Annotated in this window: 2 protein-coding genes; both read right to left on the reverse strand. The window is 74.4% G+C overall.

Features of this window, described 5'->3' with window-relative positions; genetic code table 11:
- Positions 1-11451, reverse strand: coding sequence for an SDR family NAD(P)-dependent oxidoreductase (locus ACFC0G_RS13480; protein ID WP_376402379.1), 11451 nt, complete (start codon positions 11449-11451; stop codon positions 1-3).
- Entirely contained in the window at positions 11451-25256 is a 13806-nt protein-coding gene (locus ACFC0G_RS13485; RefSeq protein WP_376401949.1) for an SDR family NAD(P)-dependent oxidoreductase, read from the reverse strand. The genes ACFC0G_RS13480 and ACFC0G_RS13485 overlap by 1 nt, the downstream gene beginning before the upstream one ends.
- Between the last annotated feature and the right edge of the window lie 498 nt (positions 25257-25754).

The following is a 25754-nucleotide window of genomic DNA, read 5'->3' on the forward strand; positions in this document are numbered from 1 at the left end:
TCAGACGTCGGAGTCGCCCAGCTCCCTGTCGATGAAGGAGAAGAGGTCGTCGTCGGACGCGTCGTCCAGGTCGGGGGCGTCGTCGTCGCCGTCGTCCCCGAGTGCCGCGGCCAGCGCCCTGAGCCGGGCGGCGAGCTCCGGACGGCCGCCGGCGGCGGGTGCGAGGGAGGCGAGTACCCCCTCCAGCCGGTCGAGTTCGGCGAGGGCGGCCGTGGTCTGCCGGTCCGTCGCCGAGCCGGTCCCTCCGGAACCGGAGCCCGATCCGGGACCGTCCGTCCAGGACCCGCCCGCGCCCGCGGCGAGTTCGTCGAGCAGGTGCCCGGCGAGCTCCCCGGGGGTCGGGTGGTCGAAGACGAGCGTGGCCGGGAGCCGCAGGCCGGTGGCGGCGTTGAGGCGGTTGCGGAGTTCGACGGCGGTGAGGGAGTCGAAGCCGGTGTCGCGGAACGCGCGCTCGGTGTCGACCCGGCTCGGGGTGCCGTGTCCGAGGACGGTGGCCACGTGCGTACGGACGAGGTCCCGCAGGTGCGCGGCCCGTTCGTCCGGCGTCATCGCGGCGAGCCGCCCGGCGAGGTCCGTGTCCGCCTCCCCGGGGCCGCCGGCGGCGGTCCTGCGCTGGTTGACCGGCGTGCCGCCGGTCCGCGAGCCGCGGGTGAGCCCGCTGAGCAGCGGCGCCAGCATGCCGTCGCGCTGCTGGGCGCGGAGTGCGGCGACGTCCAGGGCGATCGGGACGAGCGCCGGGTCGTCGCGGCGCATCGCCGCGTCCAGGAGGGACAGGGTCAGCGCGCTGTCCATGGGCGTCGCACCGGAACGGGCGAGCCGCGAGCGGTCCGTGTCGCTCAGGCCGCCGGTCATGCCGCTGTTCTCGGCCCACAGGCCCCAGCCGAGGGAGAGGGCGGGGAGCCCGGCCGCCTGTCGGCGGAAGGCGAGGGCGTCGAGGGTGGCGTTGGCCGCCGCGTACGCGCCCTGGCCCGCGCCGCCGAAGGTGGCGGCGGCGGAGGAGAACATGACGAACGCGGCCAGGTCGGCGTGGGACGCCGTGGTCAGTTCGTCGAGGAGGAACGCCGCGTCGACCTTGGGGCGCAGGACGTGCTCGACGTCCGCCGTCGTCATCGACGGGACGGTGCCGTCGGACAGGACGCCTGCCGTGTGGACGACGGCGGTCAGCGGGTGCTCGGCCGGGATCCCGGCCAGTACGTCGGTGAGGGACTCGCGGTCCGCCACGTCGCACGCGGCCACCGACACCACGGCCCCCAGGCGCTCCAGCTCGGTCACGAGCTCTCCGGCACCCGGAGCGTCGGGGCCGCGACGGCTCACGAGCAGCAGACGCCGCACGCCCCACTCGCTCACCACATGGCGCGCCACGATGCCGCCCAGCGCGCCCGTGCCGCCGGTCACCAAGACGGTTCCCTCCGGGTCGAGCCCCGACGGCAGGGTGAGGACGACCTTGCCCGTGTGGCGGGCCTGGCTGACGTGCCGGAAGGCGTCGCGGGCGCGGCGGACGTCCCAGGTGGTGACGGGGAGGTGCTGGAGCACCCCGCTCTCGAAGAGGGCGAGGACCTCGTCGAGCATCTCGCCGATCCGCTCCGGCCCGGCCTCGCCGAGGTCGAAGGCCCCGTAGCCGACGCCGGGGTGGTCGGCGGCGACCTTCTCCGCGTCGCGGACGTCGGTCTTGCCCATCTCCACGAAGCGGCCGCCCGGGCCGAGCAGGCGCAGCGAGGCGTCGACGAACTCGCGGGCGAGCGAGTTCAGGACGACGTCCATGCCGCCCCCGGATCCGGTCCCGATCCCGGACCCGGTCCTGCTGGGTGCGGAGGTGCGGAACGCGGTCTCGAAGTCGAGCGTGCGGGAGGAGGCGATGTGCGCGTCGTCCAGGCCGAGGCGGCGCAGGGCCTCCCACTTCCCGGGGCTCGCCGTGCCGTGGACCTCCACGCCCCAGTGCCGGGCGAGCTGCACGGCGGCCATGCCCACGCCGCCGGCGGCGGAGTGGACGAGCAGGCGCTCGCCGGGCTTGACGTCCGCCAGGTCGCGCAGGGCGTAGACGGCCGTCAGGAACACCACCGGTACGGAGGCGGCCTGGGCGAACGTCCACCCTTCGGGCATCCGCGCGACGGTCCGGGCGTCGGCGACGACGGCCGGGGCGTACGCGCCGGACAGCAGGCCCATGACGCGGTCGCCGGGGGCGAGGTGCGTCACGCCGGGGCCGGTCGCGGTGACCACACCGGCACCCTCGGTGCCCATCAGCGCCGGATCGGGGTACATGCCGAGGGCGATCAGGACGTCGCGGAAGTTGAGACCGGTGGCCCGTACGGCGATGCGGACCTGTCCCGGACCCAGCGGTTCAGGGGCGAGGGAGTCGGCGTCGCCGGGTACCGCGGCCAGGCTCTCCAGGCTGCCGTCCGTACCGGGCTCCAGGCGCCAGAGGGCCGGAGCGGCGGGAAGCGGCAGGGCGGCGAGGCCGTCGGACGCGGCGGGCGCGGTGGCCCGGGCCAGACGGGGGACGAAGAGAGCGCCGTCCCGGACGGCGAGCTGCGGCTCGTCCGAGCCGAGGGCCGTCGCCAGGGTCTCGCCGAGAGCGGCGTCCCCGGAGGCGCCGAGAGCGGAGTCCCCAGCGGCGCCGAGAGCGACGTCCCCTGAGGCGCCGAGGGCGGCGTTCCCTGAGGTGCCGGGGGTGGCGTTCCCCGCGGTGCCGAGGTCGAGCAGGGCGAACCGGCCCGGGCTCTCCGTCTGCGCGGACCGGCCGAGACCCCACACGGCGGCCTGTCCTGTCGACCGCAGCGCGTCACCGGAACGGGCGGCGACCGCGTCACGGGTCACGAGCACCAGCCGCGCGTCGCCGAACCGGTCGTCCGCGAGCCAGGCCTGCATCAGCGCGAGCGCCCCGTGCAGGGCCTCGCGGACGTGCTTCGGCCCACCGGGGCCGGCAGCGGGGCAGGCCGCCAGGACGGTCGTCGGGGCCGGGGTCTCGCCCCGGTCGACTGCCTGCGCCAGGGCGGCGAGGTCCGGGAAGGGCAGGACCTCGGTGCCGCCGGCGCGTAGCGCCTCGGCGAGGCCGTCGGTGCCGGCGCCAAGCACGACCGCGCCGGGCAGCGCCTGCGCGGCACCGTCCCAGGCGGTCCACTCCAGGACGTGCAGCGCGTCCGGCGTCGGGTCGCTGAGAGCCGCCAGCTGCGAGGGGTCGACGGGAAGCACCGTGAGGGAGTCCGCGGCGAGCACCGGCTGCCCGGTGGCGTCGGAGGCGGTCAGGGACACGGTGTCCGGGCCGACGGGGGCCAGCCGCACCCGGAGGGCGGTGGCGCCGACCGCGTACAGCGAGAGCCCGCTCCAGGCGAACGGCAGGCGCGTGCCCTCGCCGAACGCCCCGCCCGCACCGGCCGCCTGCACGGCGGCGTCCAGCAGTGCCGGGTGGAGACCGAACCGCGCGCCCTCGGCGCCGGCGGCCTCGGTCGGCAGGGCCACGTCGGCGAACACCTCGTCGCCACGCCGCCAGACGCCACGGACGCCCTGGAAGACGGGGCCGTAGCCGTAGCCGCGCGCCGCGAAACGCTCGTACAGACCGTCCACGTCCACCGGCTCGGCGCCCGGCGGCGGCCAGGCCTCCGTGTCGGCGACGGGGGCGGGGGCGGTGCCGTGGGCGCGGGCGGCCAGGACACCGGTGGCGTGGCGCGTCCACGCCGCCTCGCCCGGAGCGTCCTCGGGGTGCGCGTACAGGCCGAACGTCCGGCGACCGGACGCGTCGCTCGCGCCGACGGACACCTGCACGCGGACCGCGCCGCGGCGGGGCAGGACGAGCGGCGCGTCGAGGGTGAGCTCCTCGACCAGATCGCAGCCGACCTGGTTCCCGGCCCGGAACGCCAGCTCCACGAAGGCCGTCCCCGGCAGCAGCACGGTGCCGGACACCGCGTGATCGGCCAGCCAGGGGTGCGTACGGAGGGAAAGACTCCCCGTCAGCAGGCAGCCGTCGGAGTCCGCGAGCGGAACGGCCGCACCGAGCAGCGGGTGCTCGGCCGCCCCGAGACCGGCGGAGGTGATGTCACCGGCGGCGGAGGGGTTGGGCTGCGGCCAGTAGCGCTCGGTCTGGAAGGCGTAGGTGGGGAGGTCTGGGTGGGCGGTGGTCGTCGCGGGGAGGAGAGCACTCCAGTCGACCGTGAGGCCGTTGGCCCAGGCTTCGGCGAGGGAGGTGGTGAGGCGGTGCTGTCCGCCGTTGTCGCGGCGGAGGGTGCCGAGGCCGGTGACGGTTTCGGGGAGGGCCATGGTGAGGACGGGGTGGGCGCTGACTTCGATGAAGTGGGTGAAGCCTTCGTCGGTGGCGAGTGTTTCGACGGCGGGGGCGAAGCCGACGCGGTGGCGGAGGTTGCGGTACCAGTAGGCGCCGTCGAGGGCGGGCTCGGTGATCCAGGCGCCTTCGAGGGTGGAGAAGAACGGCACGCGAGGGGCCTGAGGGGTGAGTCCGGCGAGGACCTTGGCGAGGTCGTCCTCGATGGTCTCGACGTGGGCGCTGTGGGAGGCGTAGTCGACGGGGATGATCCGGGCGCGGATGCCGTCGGTCTCGCAGGAGGTGGCGAGTTCCTGGATCTGGGTCGGGTCGCCGGAGACGACGGTGGCGGTGGGGCCGTTCACGGCGGCGATGGAGAGTCCGTCGAGGTTCTCGATCCGCTCCAGTACGGCGGTCTCGCTGAGGGCGAGGGAGATCATGCCGCCCTTGCCGGCGAGGTGCGCGGCGATGGACTGGCTGCGCAGGGCCACGACACGTGCGGCGTCATCCAAACTGAGCGCACCGGCGACGCACGCGGCGGCGATCTCGCCTTGCGAGTGCCCGATGACGGCCTGCGGCGTCACTCCGTACGCCTGCCAGACCCGCGCCAGCGACACCATGACGGCGAAGGTGACGGGCTGGACGACATCCACGCGGTCCAGGGAGGGCGCCCCCGGCGTCTGTCGGACGACGGCCTCAAGCGACCAGTCCACGTACGCGGAGAGCGCGGTCTCGCACTCGGCCATCGAGTCCGCGAACTCCTTTGATACGTCAAGGAGTTCGGCTCCCATCCCGGCCCACTGCGTGCCCTGACCGGGGAACACGAAGGCGACCCGGCCGACACCGGAGGTGACGCCCCGGACCAGACCCTCGGGTGCGGCCAGTGCCGCCGCCAGGTCGTCCCGCCCTGTGCCGATCGCGACGGCCCGGTGCTCGAACTGGGCACGTCCACCGGCGAGTACGCGTGCGACGGCGCCCGGATCGACGTCCGTACGGCTGTCGGCGAACGCGGCGAGCCGCCCGATCTGCGCCTCCAGCGCGCCCGGAGTCTTCGCGGACACCACCCACGGCACGACACCGCCGACCGACGGCTCGGCGGCCGGGGTCTGCTCGTCCGCCGGGGCTTCCTCCAGTACGACGTGCGCGTTCGTGCCGCTGATGCCGAAGGAGGAGACCGCGGCGCGGCGCAGTCCGCCGTCGTTCTTCTCCGGCCAGTCCCTGGCCTCGGTGAGGAGCTCCACCGCACCCGCCGACCAGTCGATCTGGTCCGAGGGCCTGTCCACGTGGAGGGTCTTCGGCAGCACGCCGTGGCGCATCGCCTGGACCATCTTGATGATGCCGGAGACGCCGGCGGCGGCCTGCGTGTGCCCGATGTTGGACTTCAACGACCCGAGGCGAAGGGGCTGTTCGGCGTCCCGCCCCTGCCCGTAGGTGGCGAGGAGTGCCTGTGCCTCGATGGGGTCGCCGAGCCGCGTGCCCGTGCCGTGCGCCTCGACGACGTCCACGTCGTTCGGCGTGAGGCGGGCATCGGCCAGGGCGCGCCGGATGACGCGCTGCTGCGACGGGCCGTTCGGGGCCGTCAGGCCGTTGCTCGCACCGTCCTGGTTCACGGCGCTGCCGCGCACGACCGCGAGCACCCGGTGCCCGTTGCGCCGTGCGTCCGAAAGGCGCTCGACGAGGAGCATGCCGACGCCCTCCGACGGGCCGAACCCGTCCGCCGACGCGGCGAACGCCTTCGACCGGCCGTCCTCCGCCAGCCCGCGCTGCCGGCTGAACTCCACGAAGGTCGTGGGCGTCGACATGACGGTCACGCCGCCCGCGAGCGCCAGCCCGCACTCGCCCTTGCGCAGGGCCTGCACGGCGAGGTGGAGGGCGACCAGCGACGACGAGCACGCCGTGTCGATGGTGACCGCCGGGCCCTCAAGGCCCAGCGTGTACGAGACCCGGCCCGACATGATGCTGGCCGCGTTGCCCGTACCGACGTAGCCCTCCAGGTCCTCGGCGGTGTTGCGGAGCAGCGGCTCGTAGTGGGGGCCGTTGGTGCCCGCGAAGACGCCGACCTGCTGTCCCCGCAGGGAGGTCGGGTCGATCCCGGCGTCCTCGACGGCCTCCCAGGAGGTTTCGAGGAGGAGACGCTGCTGCGGGTCCATGGCGAGGGCCTCGCGGGGCGAGATCCCGAAGAAGTCGGCGTCGAACTCGCCCGCGTCGTCCAGGAATCCGCCGGCGCGGCAGTACGTCCGCCCGGACGCGTCCGGGTCCGGGTCGTACAGCCCCTCGACGTCCCAGCCACGGTCCTGCGGGAACTCGGAGATCGCGTCCCCGCCGCCCGCGACGAGCCGCCACAGGTCCTCAGGCGAGGCGACGCCGCCGGGCAGGCGGCACGCCATGCCCACGATGGCGACCGGCTCGTCGGTGACACCGCTGTCGGCCGGCACCGGCTCGGCGCCGCCGGCCTGCTCGCCCAGGATCTCCGCGAGGAGGAAGTCCGCGAGCGTCCGGGGGGTCGGGTAGTCGAAGACCAGGGTGGCCGGGAGGGCAAGGCCGGTGGCGTTCTTGAGGCGGTTGCGGAGCTCGACCGCCGTCAGCGAGTCGAAGCCGAGGTCACGGAAGGCCCGCCCGGTGTCGACGGCCTCCGGGGAGGGGTGGTTGAGGACCACGGCCAGGTGGTCGCGGACCAACTCCTGGATACGGCGCTGCTGTTCGGCGCCGGTGAGGCCGGCCAGCTCGCGGCTCAGGAGGGTGTCGTCGGTGGCGGTCGGCGTCTGCTGCTCGTCGAGCGCACGGCGCGCCTCGGGCAGGTCGGCGAGGAGCGTGCTCGGCCGGGCCGTGGTGAAACCGGGGGCGAAGCTCGCCCAGTCGACGTCGGCGATCGTGACGGCGGTGTCGCCGTGGCCGAGCGCGGTGTCGAGGGCGGTGAGCGCCGTCGCGGGGGCGAGGGGGCGCAGGCCGAGACGGCGCAGCCGCTCGCCGGTCGCGCCCTCGGTGACCGCGCTGCCCTCCCAGGGGCTCCAGGCCACGGAGGTCACGGTCGGGCCGTCGGCCCGGTGCTGACCGGCGAGGGCGTCGAGGAAGGCGGTACCGGCGGCGTACGCGCCCTGCCCGGCGCCGCCCCAGATCGCGGCGACGGAGGAGAAGAGGACGAGGACGGGCGTACGGTGTCCGGCCGCGGCGGCCGCGGCGACCTCTCCGGCCTTCCCAGCGCCCTCCGCCTTCCCTGCGCCCTCCGCCTTCCGCAGGAGGTCGTCCAGGTGCAGCGCGCCGGCGGCCTTCGCGGTCACGACGCGGGCGAGCGCGTCCGGGTCGGTCGCGGCGAGCGGGTCGGAGCCGACCGTCGGCGGCAGGTGCAGGACGGCGCTGAGCGGGTGCTCGGCGGGGACTTCGGTGAGCAGGCGTGCGACCGCGTCCGCGTTCGTGAGGTCGCAGGCCACGACGGTGGCCTCGGCGCCCAGGTCCGCGAGCTCGGCGACCAGCTCGGCGAGGTCCGTGTCCACGCCGGAGTCCGTGGTGCCGGAGGGGACGGTGAGGAGGAGGTGTCCGGCGCCGTCACGGGCCAGCCGGCGCGCGGCCTCGGCGGCCGCCGGCTCGTCGGCGCCGGTGACGAGCACCGTGCCGTCGGCCTGCCACCACGGCGCGGCCGTGCCGTGGGCGGCGAGGGGGGCGCGGACCAGACGGCGGGCGAGCAGCCCGGAGGCACGTACGGCGACCTGGTCCTCGCCCGTACCGCCGGCGAGGACCGTGGTCAGACGGTCCAGGGCCGACCGGTCGGCGTCCGTGAGCGGGTCGACGTCCGTGAGCAGGTCGGTGTCGGCGGGCAGGCCGGTGTCGGCGAGTCGGCCGGTGTCGGCGGGCAGGTCGATCAGGCCGCCCCACCGCTCGGGGTGCTCAAGCGCGGCGACCCGGCCGAGGCCCCACACCATGGCCTGGGCGGGGGAGGTGACGTGGTCGGCCCGGCCGACGGACACCGCGCCCCGGGTGACGCACCACAGCGGGGCGCCGACGCCGGCGTCCTCCAGTGCCTGCACCAGGGTGAGGGTGGCGCCGGTGCCCCGGGTGAAGGGCGCGGGGTGAGCGGGGTGCGCCCGCTCGTCCCACGCCAGCAGCGAGACGACGCCGTCGACGGCCCCGCCGGCCGCCAGGGCCTCCTCCAGCGCCTCCGCGAGTCGCTGCCGGTCGCCCAGCGCGGACACGTCCAGCTGTACGGGGTCGGCGCCGGCGCCGGCCAGCGCGGCGAGCACCGGGGCCGCCTCGGAGGAGTAGCCCTCGGGGGTGACGACGAGCCACCGGCCGGACAGCCCGGTCCCGGCGGCCTGCTCGGCGACGGCGAGGCGCTTCCAGTCGAGGCGGTAGCGCCAGGAGTCCTGCACGGAGCCCTGGACGGCGGGGGAGTTGTGGAGCCAGTAGTGGCGGCGCTGGAAGGCGTACGTGGGGAGGTCGGGCTGGGACGTGGCGGCGGGGAGGAAGGGCGCCCAGTCGACGGGGAGGCCGTTGGCCCATGCTTCGGCGAGGGAGGTGACGAGTCGTTCCAGGCCGCCGTTGTCGCGACGCAGGGTGGCCAGACCGGTGACGGTTTCGGGGAGGGCCATGGTGAGGACGGGGTGGGCGCTGACCTCGATGAAGTGGGTGAAGCCCTCGTCTGCGGCGAGTGTCTCGACGGCGGGTGCGAAGCCGACGCGGTGACGGAGGTTCCGGTACCAGTAGGCACCGTCCAGAACGGCGTTGGTGATCCAGCCGCCTTCGAGCGTCGAGAAGAACGGCACCTGCGGCGAGCGCGGGGCGAGCCCGGCCAGAACCTCGGCGAGCTCGCTCTCGATGGTCTCGACGTGGGCGCTGTGGGAGGCGTAGTCGACGGGGATGATCCGGGCGCGGACTCCGTCGGCTTCGCAGGAGGTGGCGAGTTCCTGGATCTGGGTCGGGTCGCCGGAGACGACGGTGGCGGTGGGGCCGTTGACGGCCGCGACCGAGAGCCCGTCGAGGTTCTGGATGCGTTCCTGGGTGGCGGTCTCGCTGAGGGCGAGGGAGATCATGCCGCCCTTGCCGGCGAGGTGCGCGGCGATGGACTTGGAGCGCAGGGCCACGACACGCGCGGCGTCGTCCAGGCTCAGCGCTCCGGCGACGCATGCGGCGGCGATCTCGCCCTGGGAGTGGCCGATGACGGCCTGCGGCGTCACACCGTGGTGCTGCCAGACCCGCGCGAGCGACACCATGACGGCGAAGGTGACCGGCTGGACGACGTCGACCCGCTCCAGCGAAGGAGCACCGGGCGCCTGCCGGACGACGGCCTCAAGCGACCAGTCCACGTACGGCGCGAGCGCGGCCTCGCACTCGGCCATCGCGTCCGCGAACTCCTTCGACACGTCGAGGAGTTCGGCGCCCATCCCGGCCCACTGCGTCCCCTGGCCGGGGAAGACGAACGCCACGCGTCCGAGGTCGGCCACCGTGCCGCGTATCAGCCCCTCCGGAGCGGCGAGCGCCTGCACGAGGTCGTCTCGCCCGGCGCCGGTCGCCACCGCGCGGTGCTCGAACTCCGCACGCCCGGAGGCCAGTACGCGCGCCACCGCACCCGGGTCCACGTCCGTACGGCTGTCGGCGTACGCCGCGAGCCGGCCGATCTGCGCGTCGAGGGCGGCCGGGGTCTTCGCGGAAACGAGCCACGGGACCACGCCGGCGGGGGACTCGACGGCCTGCGCCGCCTCGGCGGCCGGGGCCTCCTCCAGTACGACGTGCGCGTTCGTGCCGCTGACGCCGAACGACGAGACCGCCGCCCGGCGCAGTCCGCCGTCACCCTTGTCCGGCCAGTCCATGGCCTCGGTGAGCAGCTCCACCGCACCCGCCGACCAGTCCACCTGGTCCGTCGGCTTCTCCACGTGGAGGGTCTTCGGCAGCACGCCGTTGCGCATCGCCTGGACCATCTTGATGACACCGGAGACGCCGGCCGCGGCCTGCGTGTGCCCGATGTTGGACTTCAACGAACCGAGCCGCAGCGGCTGTTCGCCGTTGCGCTCCTGCCCGTACGTGGCGAGCAGAGCCTGTGCCTCGATGGGGTCGCCGAGCCGCGTGCCCGTGCCGTGCGCCTCGACGACGTCCACGTCGCCCGGCGTCAGACGGGCGTCGGCAAGCGCCCGCCGGATGACCCGCTGCTGCGACGGGCCGTTCGGGGCCGTCAGGCCGCTGCTCGCACCGTCCTGGTTGACGGCGGTGCCACGGACCACGGCGAGCACCCGGTGACCCTTGCGCCGCGCGTCCGACAGGCGCTCGACGAGGAGCACGCCGACGCCCTCGGACCAGCTGGTGCCGTCCGCCGTCGACGAGAAGGACTTGGACCGGCCGTCCGGTGCCAGGCCGCGCTGGCGGCTGAACTCCACGAAGGTGCTGGGCGTCGACATGACCGTGACGCCGCCGGCGAGGGCCATGTCGCACTCGCCCTTGCGCAGGGCCTGCACCGCGAGGTGCAGGGCGACGAGCGACGACGAACACGCCGTGTCGACCGTGACCGCCGGGCCCTCAAGGCCGAGCGTGTACGCGACGCGGCCCGAGGCGACGCTGCCGGAGTTGCCGGTGCCCAGGTACCCCTCGATGCCCTCGGGGACGTCCGTGAGCCGGGTGGCGTAGTCGTGGTACATCACGCCGGTGAACACGCCGACCGATGTGCCGCGCGCGGTGGCCGCCGGGATGCCGGCGTGCTCGAACGCCTCCCAGGACGCCTCCAGGAGGAGGCGCTGCTGCGGGTCCATGGCGAGGGCCTCGCGCGGCGAGATCCCGAAGAAGTCGGCATCGAACTCGCCCGCCTCGTACAGGAATCCGGCCTCCCGGGCGTAGCTCTTGCCCGTGGCCTCCGGGTCCGGGTCGTACAGGCCCTCCACGTCCCAGCCGCGGTCCTGCGGGAACTCCGAGATCGCGTCCCGGCCGCCCTCGACCAGCCGCCACAGGTCCTCAGGCGAGGCGACACCGCCCGGCAGGCGGCACGCCATGCCCACGATCGCCACCGGCTCGCCCGCCTTGGCCTCCAGCTCGCGGAGGCGGCCGCGGGCCTCGTGGAGGTCCGCCGTGGCACGACGCAGGTAGTCGAGGTACTTCTCTTCGTTCACCGTGGACACGCTGTCCCCTTGAGTTCCTGGAGGCGCCCGAGGCGCGCATGACGTGATTCGAGTCGAGGTGCCCGGGACGCGGGTCCGGGCGGGAGGCGACCGTGCGGCAGGGATCAGTCCGTGCTGGGGTCCTGGTCGAGGTCGAGGTCGAGGAGGCCGAACAGCTCTTCGGCCGAGGCGTTCATGAAGTCCGGCACGTCCGCGCCGTCCTCGTCCCCGTCCCCGGTCCCGGCTCCGACCCCGGCTCCGGTCCCGGCGCCGACCTGGTCCTCGGCCTTGGCGCCGGACCCGGACCCGGACCCGGACCCGGACCCGCCTGGAGTCCCGCTCCCGGCTTCGCCCGTGACCATCGAGCGCAGGGACTGCAAGTGCTCCAGGACCTCTTCGCTCCCGGGGGCGCCCGAGAGGCCCGTCAGCACCAAGGCGCCTTCCAAGCGGGTGAGTTGTGCCAGGAGCGCGTCCGTGTCGGCGGTGCTCCTGGAGGCCGTGGCCCCGGCGTCGGTGTCCTCGGCTCGGCGCGGCAGCTCGGCGTCCAAGTGGGCGGCGAGTGCGGCCGGGCTCGGGTGGTCGAAGACCAGGGTCGCCGGGAGGGCGAGGGCACCGGCGGAGTTGAGCCGGTTGCGGAGTTCGACGGCGGTGAGGGAGTCGAAGCCCAGGTCGAGGAAGCCCCGCTCGGCGTCGATCCGGTGGCCGCGGCCGTGGCCGAGGACCTCGGCCACCTCACAGACGACGAACTCCAGGAGCAGGCGCTGCCGTGCGGACCCGTCCGCGGCGGCGGCCCGTTCGGCGAGTGTGACCGCCCCCGGTTCTTGCGCACCGGTCGAGGCTCCCGGAGTCCCAAGAGCCCCCTGAGTCCCCAGAGCCCCCTGAGTGCCTGAACTCCCCGCCGTCGCCGTCGCCGTGGCGGAGGCCGCGGTCGGCCGGGGCCGGACGGTCCTGGCGCCGACGACGTCCCGGAAGAGCGCCGGGATCCCGGCCGGGTCGTTCCCGGCCGCGTCACGCAGTCCGGCGGTGTCGAGCCGCAGGGGCAGCAGGACCGGGTACCGGCCGTCGTGGAGGGCGGCGTCGAGGAGCGCGGTGCCCTCCGCGTCGCTGATCCCGCCGATGCCCGCGCGGCTCATGCGGCGCAGGTCCGCCTGGCCGAGGCCGCCGGTCATGCCGCTGTTCTCGGCCCACAGGCCCCAGCCGAGGGAGAGGGCGGGGAGCCCGGCCGCCTGTCGGCGGAAGGCGAGGGCGTCGAGGGTGGCGTTGGCCGCCGCGTACGCGCCCTGGCCCGCGCCGCCGAAAGCAGCGGCGGCGGACGAGAACATCACGAACGCGGCCAGGTCGACGCCTGATCCCGAGGTCAGCTCGTCGAGGAGGAACGCCGCGTCGACCTTGGGGCGCAGGACGTGCTCGACGTCCGACGCCGTCGTCGACGGGACGGTGCCGTCCGACAGGACGCCTGCCGTGTGGACGACGGCGGTCAGCGGGTGCTCGGCCGGAATTCCGGCCAGTACGTCGGTGAGGGACTCGCGGTCCGCCACGTCGCACGCGGCCACCGAGACCACCGCACCCAGGCCCTCCAGCTCGGCCACGAGCTCTCCGGCACCCGGAGCATCGGGGCCGCGACGGCTCACGAGCAGCAGACGCCGCACACCCCACTCGCTCACCACGTGCCGGGCGACCACTCCGCCCAGACCACCGGTTCCGCCGGTCACCAGGACCGTCCCCTCCGGGTCGAGCCCCGACGCCTCGGCGCCGGTCTCGGGGCGGACGGAGGCCAGGCGAGCCAGCCGGACGGTGCCGTCGTGCAGGGCGAGCTGCGGCTCGTCGCGCAGGCCGGCGTCGGAGAGCACCGACGGAAGCGCCCGGTACGACGGGGCGTCGTCGGCCAGGTCGAGCAGGCCGAACCGGCCGGGGTTCTCCGTCTGCGCGGACCGGACGAGGCCCCAGGCCGCCGCGTGCGACAGGTCCTCGCCGCCGTCGTCGGCACCGGACCCCTCCGGGTCCAGGACCGCGCCGCGGGTGACCAGGACCAGCCGGGTGCCCGCGAGGTGCTCGTCGGCGAGCCACGCCTGGAGCAGCTCCAGGGTGCGGACCACCGTGCTCCGTACGGTCTCCGCACCGCCGTCGGCGGGACCCGCGGGCAGCGGGGCGAGGACGGTACGGGGCGCCGGGGCGCCCGCCGCCACGTCCCGGGCCAGCGTGGCCAGGTCGGGGTAGACCCCGACCTCGACACCCGCGGACTCCAGGGCGGCGGCGACCTTCAGCTCGTCCTTGCCGAGGACGGCCGTCGGCCCGTAGGCCGCGGCGGCGTGCTCGCCCCGGCCGGCGTGCTCGTCCTGACCGGTGGCGGTGGCGGTGGCGGTGGCGGTGGCGGTGGGGGCCAGGGCGTACGGACGCCAGGCCACCCGGTGCATCAGCCCGCCGACACGGCCGGCCGCCGCCTGGTCGGAGGTGACCGGGCGCAGCGTGAGGCGTTCCACGGAGACCAGCGGCCGACCCTCGCCGTCCGTCAGGGACAGCGAGACGGCGTCCTTCCCGGCGGGGGCGAGGCGGACCCGGGCCGCCGCGGCACCGGCCGCGTGCACGGTGACACCGCTCCAGTGGAACGGGACACGGACGCGCTCGGGCTCGTCGACGAGCCCGCCGACCGCGATGGCGTGCAGGGACGCGTCGAGCAGGGCGGGGTGGATGCCGTAGCGGGCCGCCGCCGCGTGCGCGTTCGCGTCCGTGGGCAGGGCGATGTCGGCGAAGACCTCACCCTCGTACCGCCACACCGCGCTCAGGCCCTGGAACAGCGGGCCGAAGGCGAGGCCGTTCCCGTCGAGCCGCTCGTAGAGACCGTCGAGCGGCACCTCTTCGGCGCCCTGCGGGGGCCAGGCCACTCCAGCGGTCCCGGCGGGCAGCTCCGGCCGGTCGTCGGCCAGGAGGCCGGTCGCGTGGCAGGACCACGGGGTGCCGGCGGGCGCGTCGGCGCGTCGCGAGTGGAGGGAGACGGGCCGTGCTCCGTCCCCGGCCGGCTCGCCGACCGTCACCCGCAGCTCGACGCCGTCGCGCTCGGGCAGCACCAGCGGTTCGCGCAGGGTCAGTTCCCGCACGTCGCGCAGACCGGCGGACTCCGCCGCGTGGGCGGCGAGTTCGACCATCGCGGTGCCGGGCAGCAGGACGCTTCCCAGGACCGCGTGGTCCGCGAGCCACGGGTGGGTGCGCAGCGAGAGCCGGCCGGTGAGCAGCAGGCCGTCCCGGTCCGGGAGGCTGACCACGGCGCCGAGCAGCGGGTGGTCGGCGGTGCCCAGGCCGAGACCCGCGGTGTCCGCCGCGGTGTCGCCGCCCACCGGGGCGTCCAGCCAGTAGCGGTCGCGCCGGAAGGAGTACGTGGGCAGGTCCACGCGGCGCGCCCCGGATCCGGCGAACCAGGCGTGCCAGTCCGGTCCGGTGCCGTGCGCGTGCGCCCTGCCGAGGGCGTCCGCGACGGTCTCGGCCTCCGACCGCTTGCGGCGCAGCAGCGCCACGAGCAGCGGCCTGCGACCGTCACCGGGCGCATCGGTGGAGACATCGGTGGAGACATCGGCGGCGGTATCGGCGAGTCCGTCGGCCGCCATCGCGGTGAGGACCCCGTCGGGGCCCAGCTCCAGGCAGGTCCGCACGCCGAGGTCGCGCAGGACGCGGACGCCGTCGAGGAAGCGGACCGTGCCGCGGACGTGCCGCACCCAGTACTCGGGGTCGCACAGGTCGTCCGGGCCGGCGGCCCGGCCGGTGACGTTCGAGACCACGGTCAGGGACGGGCGCCGGAACTCCACCGTCTCCAGGACGGCACGGAAGCCGTCGAGCATCCCGTCCATGTGCGCGGAGTGGAAGGCGTGGCTGACCCGCAGCACGCGGGTCCTGCGGCCGAGCCCGGACCAGTACGCCTCCGCCTCCCGCGCCGCGTCGGCGTCACCGGAGAGCACGGCGGCCTCGGGGCCGTTGACGGCGGCGACGTCCAGACGTCCCGCGTACCGCCCGTCGGCCCGGCCCTCCGCCTCCAGCCACGCGCGGATCTCGTCCTCCGCGGCCTGGACGGCGAGCATCGCGCCGCCGGCGGGCAGCTCCTGCATGAGCCGGCCGCGGGCGGCGACCAGGACGGCGGCGTCGGCGAGCGAGAACACCCCGGCGACGTGCGCGGCGGCGATCTCGCCGACCGAGTGGCCGAGCAGCGCGGCCGGCCGCATCCCCCAGCTCTCGACGAGCCGGAAGAGCGCGACCTCCAGGGCGAACAGCGCGCACTGCGTGTACCGGGTCTCGTCGAGCAGCGCGGCCTCCGCGCTGCCCTCGGCCGCGAACATCACGTCGAGCAGGGGCAGTTCGAGGTGGCCGTCGAGCTGGGCGCAGATCTCGTCGAGCGCCCGGGCGAAGACGGGGTACCGGTCGTAGAGCTCACGCCCGGCGCCCGGACGCTGACTGCCCTGGCCGGTGAAGAGGAACGCGGTGGAGCCGTCCCGGGCGGTGTTCCGGTGGACGTGCGCCGAGGTGCCGCCCCGGGCCAGGGTGGCCAGTCCGTCCAGGAACCCGTCCCGGTCGGCGGCGGTCACGGCGGCCCGCTGGGGGAAGGCGGTACGGCTCGTGGCGAGCGCGTACGCGATGTCCCGCAGGTCCGCCGACCCGTCGGAGTCAGTGCCGGCGTCAGTGCCGGCACCGATGCCGATGCCGGCGTCGGCGTCGCTCAGCCAGGCGTGCAGGGCGGCGGCCTGGCCGCGCAGCGACTGCTCGTCCTTGGCGGACAGGATCCAGGGCAGGGGCCCGGGGCGGTACGCCTCCGGGCTGCCCGAGGACACGGAAGCCACAGCGGCCTCAGATGCCTCAGACGCCTCGAACACCCCAGCCGACCCAGCGGACTCGGCCAGCTCAGCCGACCCAACCGACTCGCCGGACCCAACCGACTCGCCGGACCCAACCAACCCAACCGACCCAGCCGACCCAGCTGACCCAGCTGACCCACCGAACTCAGCCGACTCACTCGCCTCGGCGGCCTCAGGCGCCTCCTCCAGCACCACGTGCGCGTTCGTCCCGCTGATGCCGAACGACGAGACGGCGGCACGGCGCGGACCGGTCCCCGCCGGCCAGTCGATCGGCTCGGTGACGAGGGCCAGGCCGCTGTTCGCCCAGTCCACGTGCGGGCTCGGCTCGTCGGCGTGCAGGGTCTTCGGCAGGGTGCCGTGGCGCATCGCGAGGACCATCTTCATGATGCCCGCCGCCCCGGCCGCGGCCTGGGTGTGCCCGATGTTGGACTTCACGGAGCCGATGGCGAGCGGCCGCTCCGAGGGCCGCTCCTTCCCGTACGTGGCCTGCAGTCCCTGGGCCTCGATGGGGTCGCCGAGCGCGGTTCCCGTGCCGTGCGTCTCGACGGCGTCGATGTCGCCGGGCGTCAGCCGGGCGTCGGCCAGGGCCTGCCGGATGACCCGCTGCTGCGACGGCCCGTTGGGCGCGGTCAGGCCGTTGCTCGCGCCGTCCTGGTTGACGGCGGTGCCGCGGACCACGGCGAGCACCGGGTGCCCGTTGCGCCGCGCGTCCGAGAGCCGCTCCACGAGCAGCAGCCCGACGCCCTCCGCCGCGCCGAACCCGTCGGCGTCCGCGGAGAAGGCCTTGCTCCGGCCGTCCGGGGCCAGCGCCCGCTGCCGGCTGAACTCCACGAACATGTGGGGGGTCGCCATCATCGCCACGCCGCCGGCGAGCGCCATCGTGCACTCGCCGCCGCGCAGCGCCCGCACCGCCAGGTGCAGGGCGGTCAGCGAGGACGAGCAGGCCGTGTCGACGGTCGTCGCGGGACCTTCGAGACCGAAGGTGTACGCGATGCGGCCGGACGCGACGCTGGCCGTGTTGCCGGTCAGCAGGTAACCCTCCACGCCACGCGGGGCGTTCGGGACGCGCGCCGCGTAGTCCTGGTAGGAGAGACCGATGAAGACACCGGTGCTGCTGCCGCGCAGCGAGCCCGGCTCGATGCCGGCCCGCTCGAACGCCTCCCAGGACGTCGCCAGGAGCATCCGCTGCTGCGGGTCCATGGCGAGCGCCTCGCGCGGCGAGACGCCGAAGAACTCCGCGTCGAACTCGGCCGCGTCGTGCAGGAACCCGCCCTCGCGGACGTACGCCCTGCCGAGTGCGTCCGGGTCCTCGTCGTACAGACCCTCCAGGTCCCAGCCGCGGTCGGTCGGGAACGGGGTGATGCCCTCGCCGCCCTCGGACAGCATCCGCCACAGGTCTTCCGGGCTGCGGACGTCACCGGGGAAGCGGCAGCTCATCGCGACGATCGCGATCGGATCGGTGTCGTCGGAACCCTCGACCGAAGCGGAGGCCGGGCCCGAGACCGAGCCCGAGGCCGGCTCCGTGGAGGACTCCTCCTCGCCGAGGAGCTCGGTACGGAGCAGCGACACGAGGGCCAGCGGCGTCGGGTGGTCGAAGACGAGCGTCGCGGGCAGCTGGAGCCCGGTCGCCCGGGTCAGCCGGTTGCGGAGCTCGACACCGGCGAGCGAGTCGAAGCCGATGTCCTTGAAGGCCCGGTCGCTGTCGACGTCCTCCGGCGAACGCATCCGCAGCACGGCGGCGGCCTGCGTCCGTACGAGACCGAGGAGGATCTCCGTACGCTCGCCGGGAGCCGCGGCGGCCAGCCGCTCGGCCAGCGGGTTCCCGCCCGTGGAGGGCGTCCCGTCCGGCCCGGCGGTGGCGGCGCTTTCCCGCGCGTCGATGATGCGCCGCACCTCGGGCAGCTCCTCGACGAGGGGCTGGGGGCGGCCGGAGGAGTACGCGAGGTAGAAACGGTCCCAGTCGATGTCCGCGACGGTGATCGCGGTCTCGTCCCGGCCGAGGACGGACTCCAGGGCGGCCAGGGCGAGTTCGGGATCCATGCCGGGCACGCCGTGGCGGTGCAGCCGCTCGGCCACCCCGTCACCGGCGGCCATGCCGCCGCCGTCCCACGGCCCCCAGGCCACCGACACGGCGGCCTGGCCCCTGGCCCGGCGGCGGGCGGCGAGGGCGTCGAGGTAGGCGTTGTGCGGGGCGTAGTTGCCCTGGCCGGGGATGCCGAGCGTGCTCGACACCGAGGAGAAGAGCACGAACGCGTCGAGGTCGAGATCCCGGGTGAGCTCGTCGAGCACGGCGGCACCGACGGCCTTCGCGCGGTGGGCCCGCCGGACCTGCTCGGCGGTCAGCGTGTCCACGATGCCGTCGTCGAGCGCGCCGGCGGTGTGGATGACCGCGGTGAGGGGTGCGTCGGCGGGGAGGGTGTCGAGGAGGGTGCGCAGGGCGTGGGGGTCGGCGACGTCGCAGGCGGCGATGGTGACGCGTGTGCCGAGGGAGGTGAGTTCGTCGGTGAGTTGGGTGGCTCCGGGGGCTTGGTCGCCGCTGCGGCTGATGAGGAGGAGGTGGTCGGCGCCGTGTTGGGCCGTCCAGCGGGCGGCGTGGCTGCCGAGGGCTCCGGTGCCGCCGGTGATGAGGACGGTTCCGTGGGGCTGCCAGTCGCGGGTGGGGCGGCGTCCGTGGAGGGGGGCGCGGGCGAGACGGCGGGCGTGAAGCCCGGTGGCACGTACGGCGACCTGGTCCTCGCCCGTACCACCGGCGAGCACCGCAAGCATGCGGTCCAGGACCGACTCGTCGACGTCCGACCCATCGACGTCCGGCGCGTCGACGCCCGACCCGTTGACGCCCGACGCGTCGGCATCCGACGCGCCGTCGTGCGACGGGGCGGCGTTCGCGGGCAGGTCGATGAGGCCGGCCCAGCGCTCGGGGTGTTCGAGGGCGACGACCCGGCCGAGACCCCAGAGCATGGCCTGCTCGGGGTCGGCGGGCGTGTCGTCGCGCCCGACGGAGACGGCGCCCCGGGTGATGCACCACTGCGGCGCGCTGATTCCGGCGTCGCCGAGCGCCTGCACCCAGGCCACCTGCTGCACGAGTCCGTCGAGGAGCGAGACCACACCGGTGAACGGATCGCCGGCCGTCAGCCCGGCGAGCCGGGAGGCGAGCGCCTCGCGGTCGTCGTCCGCGCCGGCTTCCAGCACCACCACCGTGGCGCCGGCGTCGACCAGCGCGGTGAGCACGGCGGCGGCCTGCGAAGACTGGCCCTCGGGGGTGACGGTGAGCCAGCGACCGGACAGTCCGGTCCGGGCGGTCTCCTCGGCGACGGCGAGGCGCTTCCAGTCGATGCGGTAGCGCCAGTCGTCGCCGGTGGTGAGGGTGGCGGGAGTGTTCTGGAGCCAGTAGCGCTCGGCCTGGAAGGCGTACGTGGGAAGGCCCGGTCGGGTGGCCGTCGCAGGGAGGAGAGCACTCCAGTCGACCGCGAGGCCGTTGGCCCATGCTTCGGCGAGGGAGGTGACGAGACGCTCCCGGCCACCCTCTTCACGGCGGAGGGTGCCGAGTCCGGTGACGGTTTCGGGGAGGGCCATGGTGAGGACGGGGTGGGCGCTGACTTCGATGAAGTGGGTGAAGCCTTCGTCGGTGGCGAGCGTCTCGACGGCGGGTGCGAAACCGACGCGGTGGCGGAGGTTGCGGTACCAGTAGGCACCGTCCAGAGCCGCCTCGGTGATCCAGGCACCCTCCAGCGTCGAGAAGAACGGCACCCGAGGGGCCTGCGGGGTGAGCCCGGCGAGGACCTCGGAGAGCTCGTCCTCGATGATCTCGACCTGCCGGCTGTGGGAGGCGTAGTCGACGGGAATGATCCGCGCGCGGGCCCCGTCCGCCTTGCAGGCGCGGGCGAGTTCCTCGATCTGTACGGGGTCACCGGAGACGACGGTGGCGTTCGGCCCGTTCACGGCGGCGACGGAGAGCCCGTCGAATCCGGCCAGTCGATCGAGTACGGCGGTCTCGCTGAGGGCGAGGGAGAGCATGCCGCCCTTGCCGGCGAGGTGCGCGGCGATGGACTGGCTGCGCAGGGCCACGACACGTGCGGCGTCGTCGAGGGTGAGTGCTCCGGAGACGTATGCGGCGGCGATCTCACCTTGCGAGTGCCCGATGACGGCCTGCGGCGTCACTCCGTACGCCTGCCAGACCCGCGCCAGCGACACCATGACGGCGAAGGTGACGGGCTGAACGACGTCGACCCGCTCCAGCGAAGGAGCACCGGGCGCCTGCCGGACCACAGCCTCCAACGACCAGTCCACGTGCGCGGAGAGCGCGGCCTCGCACTCGGCCATCGCGGCGGCGAACTCCGCGGAGGAATCGAGAAGTTCGGCACCCATCCCGGCCCACTGCGTCCCCTGACCGGGGAACACGAACGCCACCCGGCCCACACCCGAGCCCGTGCCGCGTATCAGCCCCTCCGGGTCGGCGAGCGCCTGCATGAGGTCGCCTCGCCCGGCACCGATCGCCACCGCACGGTGCTCGAACTCCGCACGCCCGTCAGCCAGTACGCGCGCGACCGCGCCCGGGTCCAGGTCCGCCTGACGGTCCGCGTACGAGGCGAGCCGCGAGATCTGCGCGTCGAGCGCGGCAGCGGACTTCGCCGACACCACCCACGGCACCACATCACCCGAAGGTTCAGGGGCCGGAGTCTCCTCGACGGCCGGAGCCTCCTCCAGCACCACGTGCGCGTTCGTCCCGCTGATCCCGAACGACGAGACCGCCGCCCTGCGCAGCCCGCCGTCACCCTTGTCCGGCCAGTCCATGGCCTCGGTGAGGAGCTCCACCGCACCAGCCGACCAGTCGATCTGCTCCGACGGCTCGTCCACGTGCAGTGTCTTCGGCAGCACGCCGTGGCGCATCGCCTGCACCATCTTGATGACACCGGATACGCCGGCCGCCGCCTGCGTGTGCCCGATGTTGGACTTCAACGACCCGAGCCGCAGCGGCTGTTCGCCGTCCCGTCCCTGCCCGTAGGTGGCGAGGAGCGCCTGCGCCTCGATCGGGTCGCCGAGCCGCGTGCCCGTGCCGTGCGCCTCGACGACGTCCACGTCGTTCGGCGTGAGGCGGGCGTCGGCCAGGGCGCGCCGGATGACGCGCTGCTGCGACGGGCCGTTCGGGGCCGTCAGGCCGTTGCTCGCGCCGTCCTGGTTCACGGCGCTGCCGCGCACGACGGCAAGGACCTGGTGACCCTTGCGCCGTGCGTCCGACAGTCGCTCGACGAGGAGCACGCCGACGCCCTCGGACCAGCTGGTGCCGTCCGCCGACGCGGCGAACGCCTTCGACCGGCCGTCGCCGGCCAGCCCGCGCTGCCGGCTGAACTCCACGAACATCCCCGGCGTGGGCATCACGGCCACACCGCCGGCGAGCGCCATGTCGCACTCTCCCCGGCGCAGGGCCTGCACGGCGAGGTGCAGGGCGACCAGCGACGACGAGCACGCCGTGTCGACCGTGAGGGCGGGGCCCTCAAGGCCGAGCGTGTACGAGACGCGGCCCGACATCACACTGGCCGTGTTGCCGGTCAGCAGGTAGCCGTCGAGGCCCTCCCCGCCGTCCCGCAGGCTCGGCCCGTACTCGTGCGTCATCGCCCCGGTGAAGACGCCGACCTGCTGTCCCCGCAGGGAGGTCGGGTCGATCCCGGCGTCCTCGACGGCTTCCCAGGAGGTTTCGAGGAGGAGGCGCTGCTGCGGGTCCATGGCGAGGGCCTCGCGCGGCGAGATCCCGAAGAACGCCGCGTCGAAACCGGCGACGTTCTCGATGAACCCGCCCTGCCGGACGTACGACGTACCGGGGTGCTCGGGGTCCGGGTGGTACAGCCCCTCGACGTCCCAGCCGCGGTCCTGCGGGAACTCGGAGATCGCGTCCCCGCCGCCCGCGACGAGCCGCCACAGGTCCTCAGGCGAGGCGACGCCACCGGGCAGGCGGCACGCCATGCCGACGATCGCGACCGGCTCGTCGACGGCACCGGCCGCCGCCGAGACAGGAGCCTGCCCGGCTTCGGCCTGCCGCCCCAGGGCCTCGCCGTGCAGCACGACGAGCAGCTGCTCGGCCAGAGCCTCGGGGGTGGGGAAGTCGAAGATCATGGACGGCGCCATGCGTACGCCGAAGGCCGCGTTGATCCGGTTGCGCAGGTCCACGCCGGTCAGCGAGGTGCAGCCGGCCTCACGGAAGGTGCGGTCGACCTCGATCCGGCCGCCCGTCGCGTACCCCAGCACCTGGGCCGTCTGCGCCCGGATCTTGTCCAGGATCACGCGGAGCTGCTCGTCCCGGTCGAGCTCCGCGAGCTCGGCCGCCTCCGCGCGCAGCACGGCGGCCTGCACCGGCAGTTCGGCGGCGGGGGCGAGCTCCGCGATCTCGCCGAGCCAGTAGCGCTCGGTCTGGAAGGCGTACGTGGGGAGGTCGATGTGGCCGGCGCGGTCGGCGGGGCCGGCCGCGGCGGGGAGGAGAAGACTCAAGTCGACCGCGAGGCCGTTGGCCCATGCTTCGGCGAGGGAGGTGACGAGCCGTTCCAGCCCGCCGTTGTCGCGACGCAGGGTGGCCAGACCCGTGACGGTTTCGGGGAGGGCCATGGTGAGGACGGGGTGGGCGCTGACCTCGACGAAGTGGGTGAAGCCCTCGTCCGTGGCGAGCTTCTCGACGGCCGGGGCAAAGCCGACGCGGTGACGCAGGTTCCGGTACCAATAGGCGCTGTCCAGAACGGCGTCGGTGATCCAGCCGCCTTCGAGCGTCGAGAAGAACGGCACCTGCGGCGAGCGCGGAGTGAGCCCGGCCAGGACCTCGGCGAGCTCCTTCTCGATGATCTCGACCTGCTGGCTGTGGGAGGCGTAGTCGACGGGGATGACCCGCGCGCGGACGCCGTCCGCCGTACACGCCTGCGCGAGCTCTTCGATCTGTACGGGGTCGCCGGAGACGACGGTGGCGTTCGGCCCGTTCACGGCGGCGACGGAGAGCCCGTCGAATCCGGCCAGTCGATCGAGTACGGCGGTCTCGCTGAGGGCGAGGGAGATCATGCCGCCCTTGCCGGCGAGGTGGGCGGCGATGGACTTGGAGCGCAGGGCCACGACACGCGCGGCATCGTCCAGGCTCAGCGCACCGGCGACGCACGCGGCGGCGATCTCGCCCTGCGAGTGCCCGATGACGGCCTGCGGCGTCACACCGAACCGCTGCCAGACCCGCGCCAGCGACACCATGACGGCGAAGGTGACCGGCTGAACGACGTCGACCCGCTCCAGCGAGGGAGCACCGGGCGCCTGCCGGACCACAGCCTCCAACGACCAGTCCACGTACGCGGAGAGTGCGGTCTCGCACTCGGCCATCGCGGCGCCGAACTCCTTTGATACGTCGAGGAGTTCGGCGCCCATGCCGGCCCACTGCGTGCCCTGTCCGGGGAACACGAAGGCGACCCGGCCGACACCGGAGGTGACACCCCGGACCAGACCCTCGGGCGCGGCCAGTGCCGCCGCCAGGTCGTCCCGCCCGGTGCCGATCGCGACGGCCCGGTGCTCGAACTGGGCACGCCCACCGGCGAGTACGCGCGCGACCGCGCCCGGATCCACGTCCGCCTGACGGTCCGCGTACGAGGCGAGCCGGCCGATCTGCGCGTCGAGCGCGGCAGCGGACTTCGCCGACACCACCCACGGCACCACGCCGCCGACAGACGCCTCGCCGAGAGACGCGTCGCCGACAGACGCCTCGCCGACCGAAGTCCCACTGACCGAAGTCCCGCCGGCCGGCGTCTCCTCGGCGACCGGAGCCTCCTCCAGCACCACGTGCGCGTTCGTCCCGCCCATACCGAACGACGACACGCCGACGACCATCCGCTGCCCGTCACGCTCCGGCTCCCACGGCAGGTACTCCGTGTTGACCTTGAGGTTCAGTTCCTCGAACGGGATCGCCGGGTTCGGGGTCTCGTAGTTCAGGCTGGCGGGCAGCGCGTGGCCGCGGAGCGCCAGGACGGCCTTGATGAAGCCCGCGATGCCGGCCGCGCCCTCCAGGTGGCCGATGTTCGTCTTGACCGAGCCGACCAGGAGCGGCTGTCCGGCCGGGCGGCCGGTGCCGAGGGCGGCGCCGAGCGCGGCGGCCTCGATCGGGTCGCCGACGGGGGTGCCCGTGCCGTGCAGCTCGACGTACCGCACGTCGGACGGCGCGGTCCCGGCCTGCGCGTGGGCCTCCCGGAGCACCGCCTCCTGCGCCGCCGCGTCGGGCGTCGTCATGCCCTTGGCGGCGCCGCCGTTGTTGACGGCGCTGCCCCGGATCACGGCGAGCACCGGGTCGCCGTCGGCGATGGCCCGGGAGAGCCGCTTCAGGACGACGAAGCCGCCGCCCTCGCCGCGCACGTAGCCGTTCGCGCGCGCGTCGAAGGTGTAGGCGCGGCCGTCGGGGGAGAGGCCGCCGAACTTGCTGGCGCCGATGGTGCTGTCCGGCACCAGGTTGAGCGAGATGCCGCCGGCGAGCGCGAGCTCGGACTCGCCCCGGCGCAGGCTCTCGCACGCCAGGTGGACGGCGACGAGCGACGAGGACTGGCCGGAGTCGACCACCAGGCTCGGGCCGCGGAGCCCGAGCGTGTAGGAGAGCCGGTTGGCGATGACGCCCCGGTGGAGTCCGGTGACGGTGTGCGCGGTGATGGCGGCGGCGCCCTGGCGGTGCTTCAGGGTGGCGTAGTCGTCCCAGATGGCGCCCGCGAAGACGCCGGTACGGGTTCCGGTGAGCGAGGACGGGTCGATCCCGGCGCGCTCCAGGGCCTCCCAGCCCAGCTCCAGGGCGAGGCGCTGCTGCGGGTCCATCTCCGCGGCCTCGCGGGGCGAGATGCCGAAGAACGCGGCGTCGAACCGGTCGACGTCCTCGATGAACCCGCCCCACCGGGTGTTCATCCGGCCGGGGACGGAGCGGTCGGGGTCGTAGAGGTCGCCGGCGTTCCAGCGGTCCGCGGGGACGTCGGTGACGGCCTGCCCGCCGGCCGTCAGGAGCTCCCAGAACTCTCTCGGGTCCCGGGCGCCGGGCACCCGGAGGGAGATGCCGACGACGGCGACGGGTTCCGCTGTGCCGTGCGCGGAACCGGCGTCGTTCGACACGGACACGAATTCCTCGGACTCACTCTTGGACACTGTCGACATCTCTCCACGAATCAATTCGGCGCGCACACCACCGGTGGGAAGCACGAGAGAAGGAGTGCTCCGCACGATCGGGTCCGGCAGGGGAAACCCCCGTCGGACCCGCGCTTCCCCCATGTCCCACGCTGCCGCCCCACGCCCTGTCACCGGTGTTCTCGCACCGGTCCTGGTAATTCCGGCTGAAGACATCCGGCTCCGTTTCCGGAAGCCGCCCTTTCACCCAACCCCAGGGCACCCCCCCTATGCTCCCCCTAGGTTCCCCCTATACCTGGCGTCGACCCCAGGCCACGGGTGTCCGGCGGTGCGCGGGACCCCCCTTGTCGGCACGTCCGGGGGTACTGCCCGGAACATGCGGAGCCCCTGCGGTGTTGCGCCGACTCCCGCTCTATACCAAGGGTCGGTAAATCCGCGCCAGGTAAAGGGAGGGGTAACGGCCGATCTCAAGGGATTGGCTTGATT

This window comes from Streptomyces sp. NPDC056169, assembly GCF_042268445.1.
Classification (GTDB): domain Bacteria; phylum Actinomycetota; class Actinomycetes; order Streptomycetales; family Streptomycetaceae; genus Streptomyces.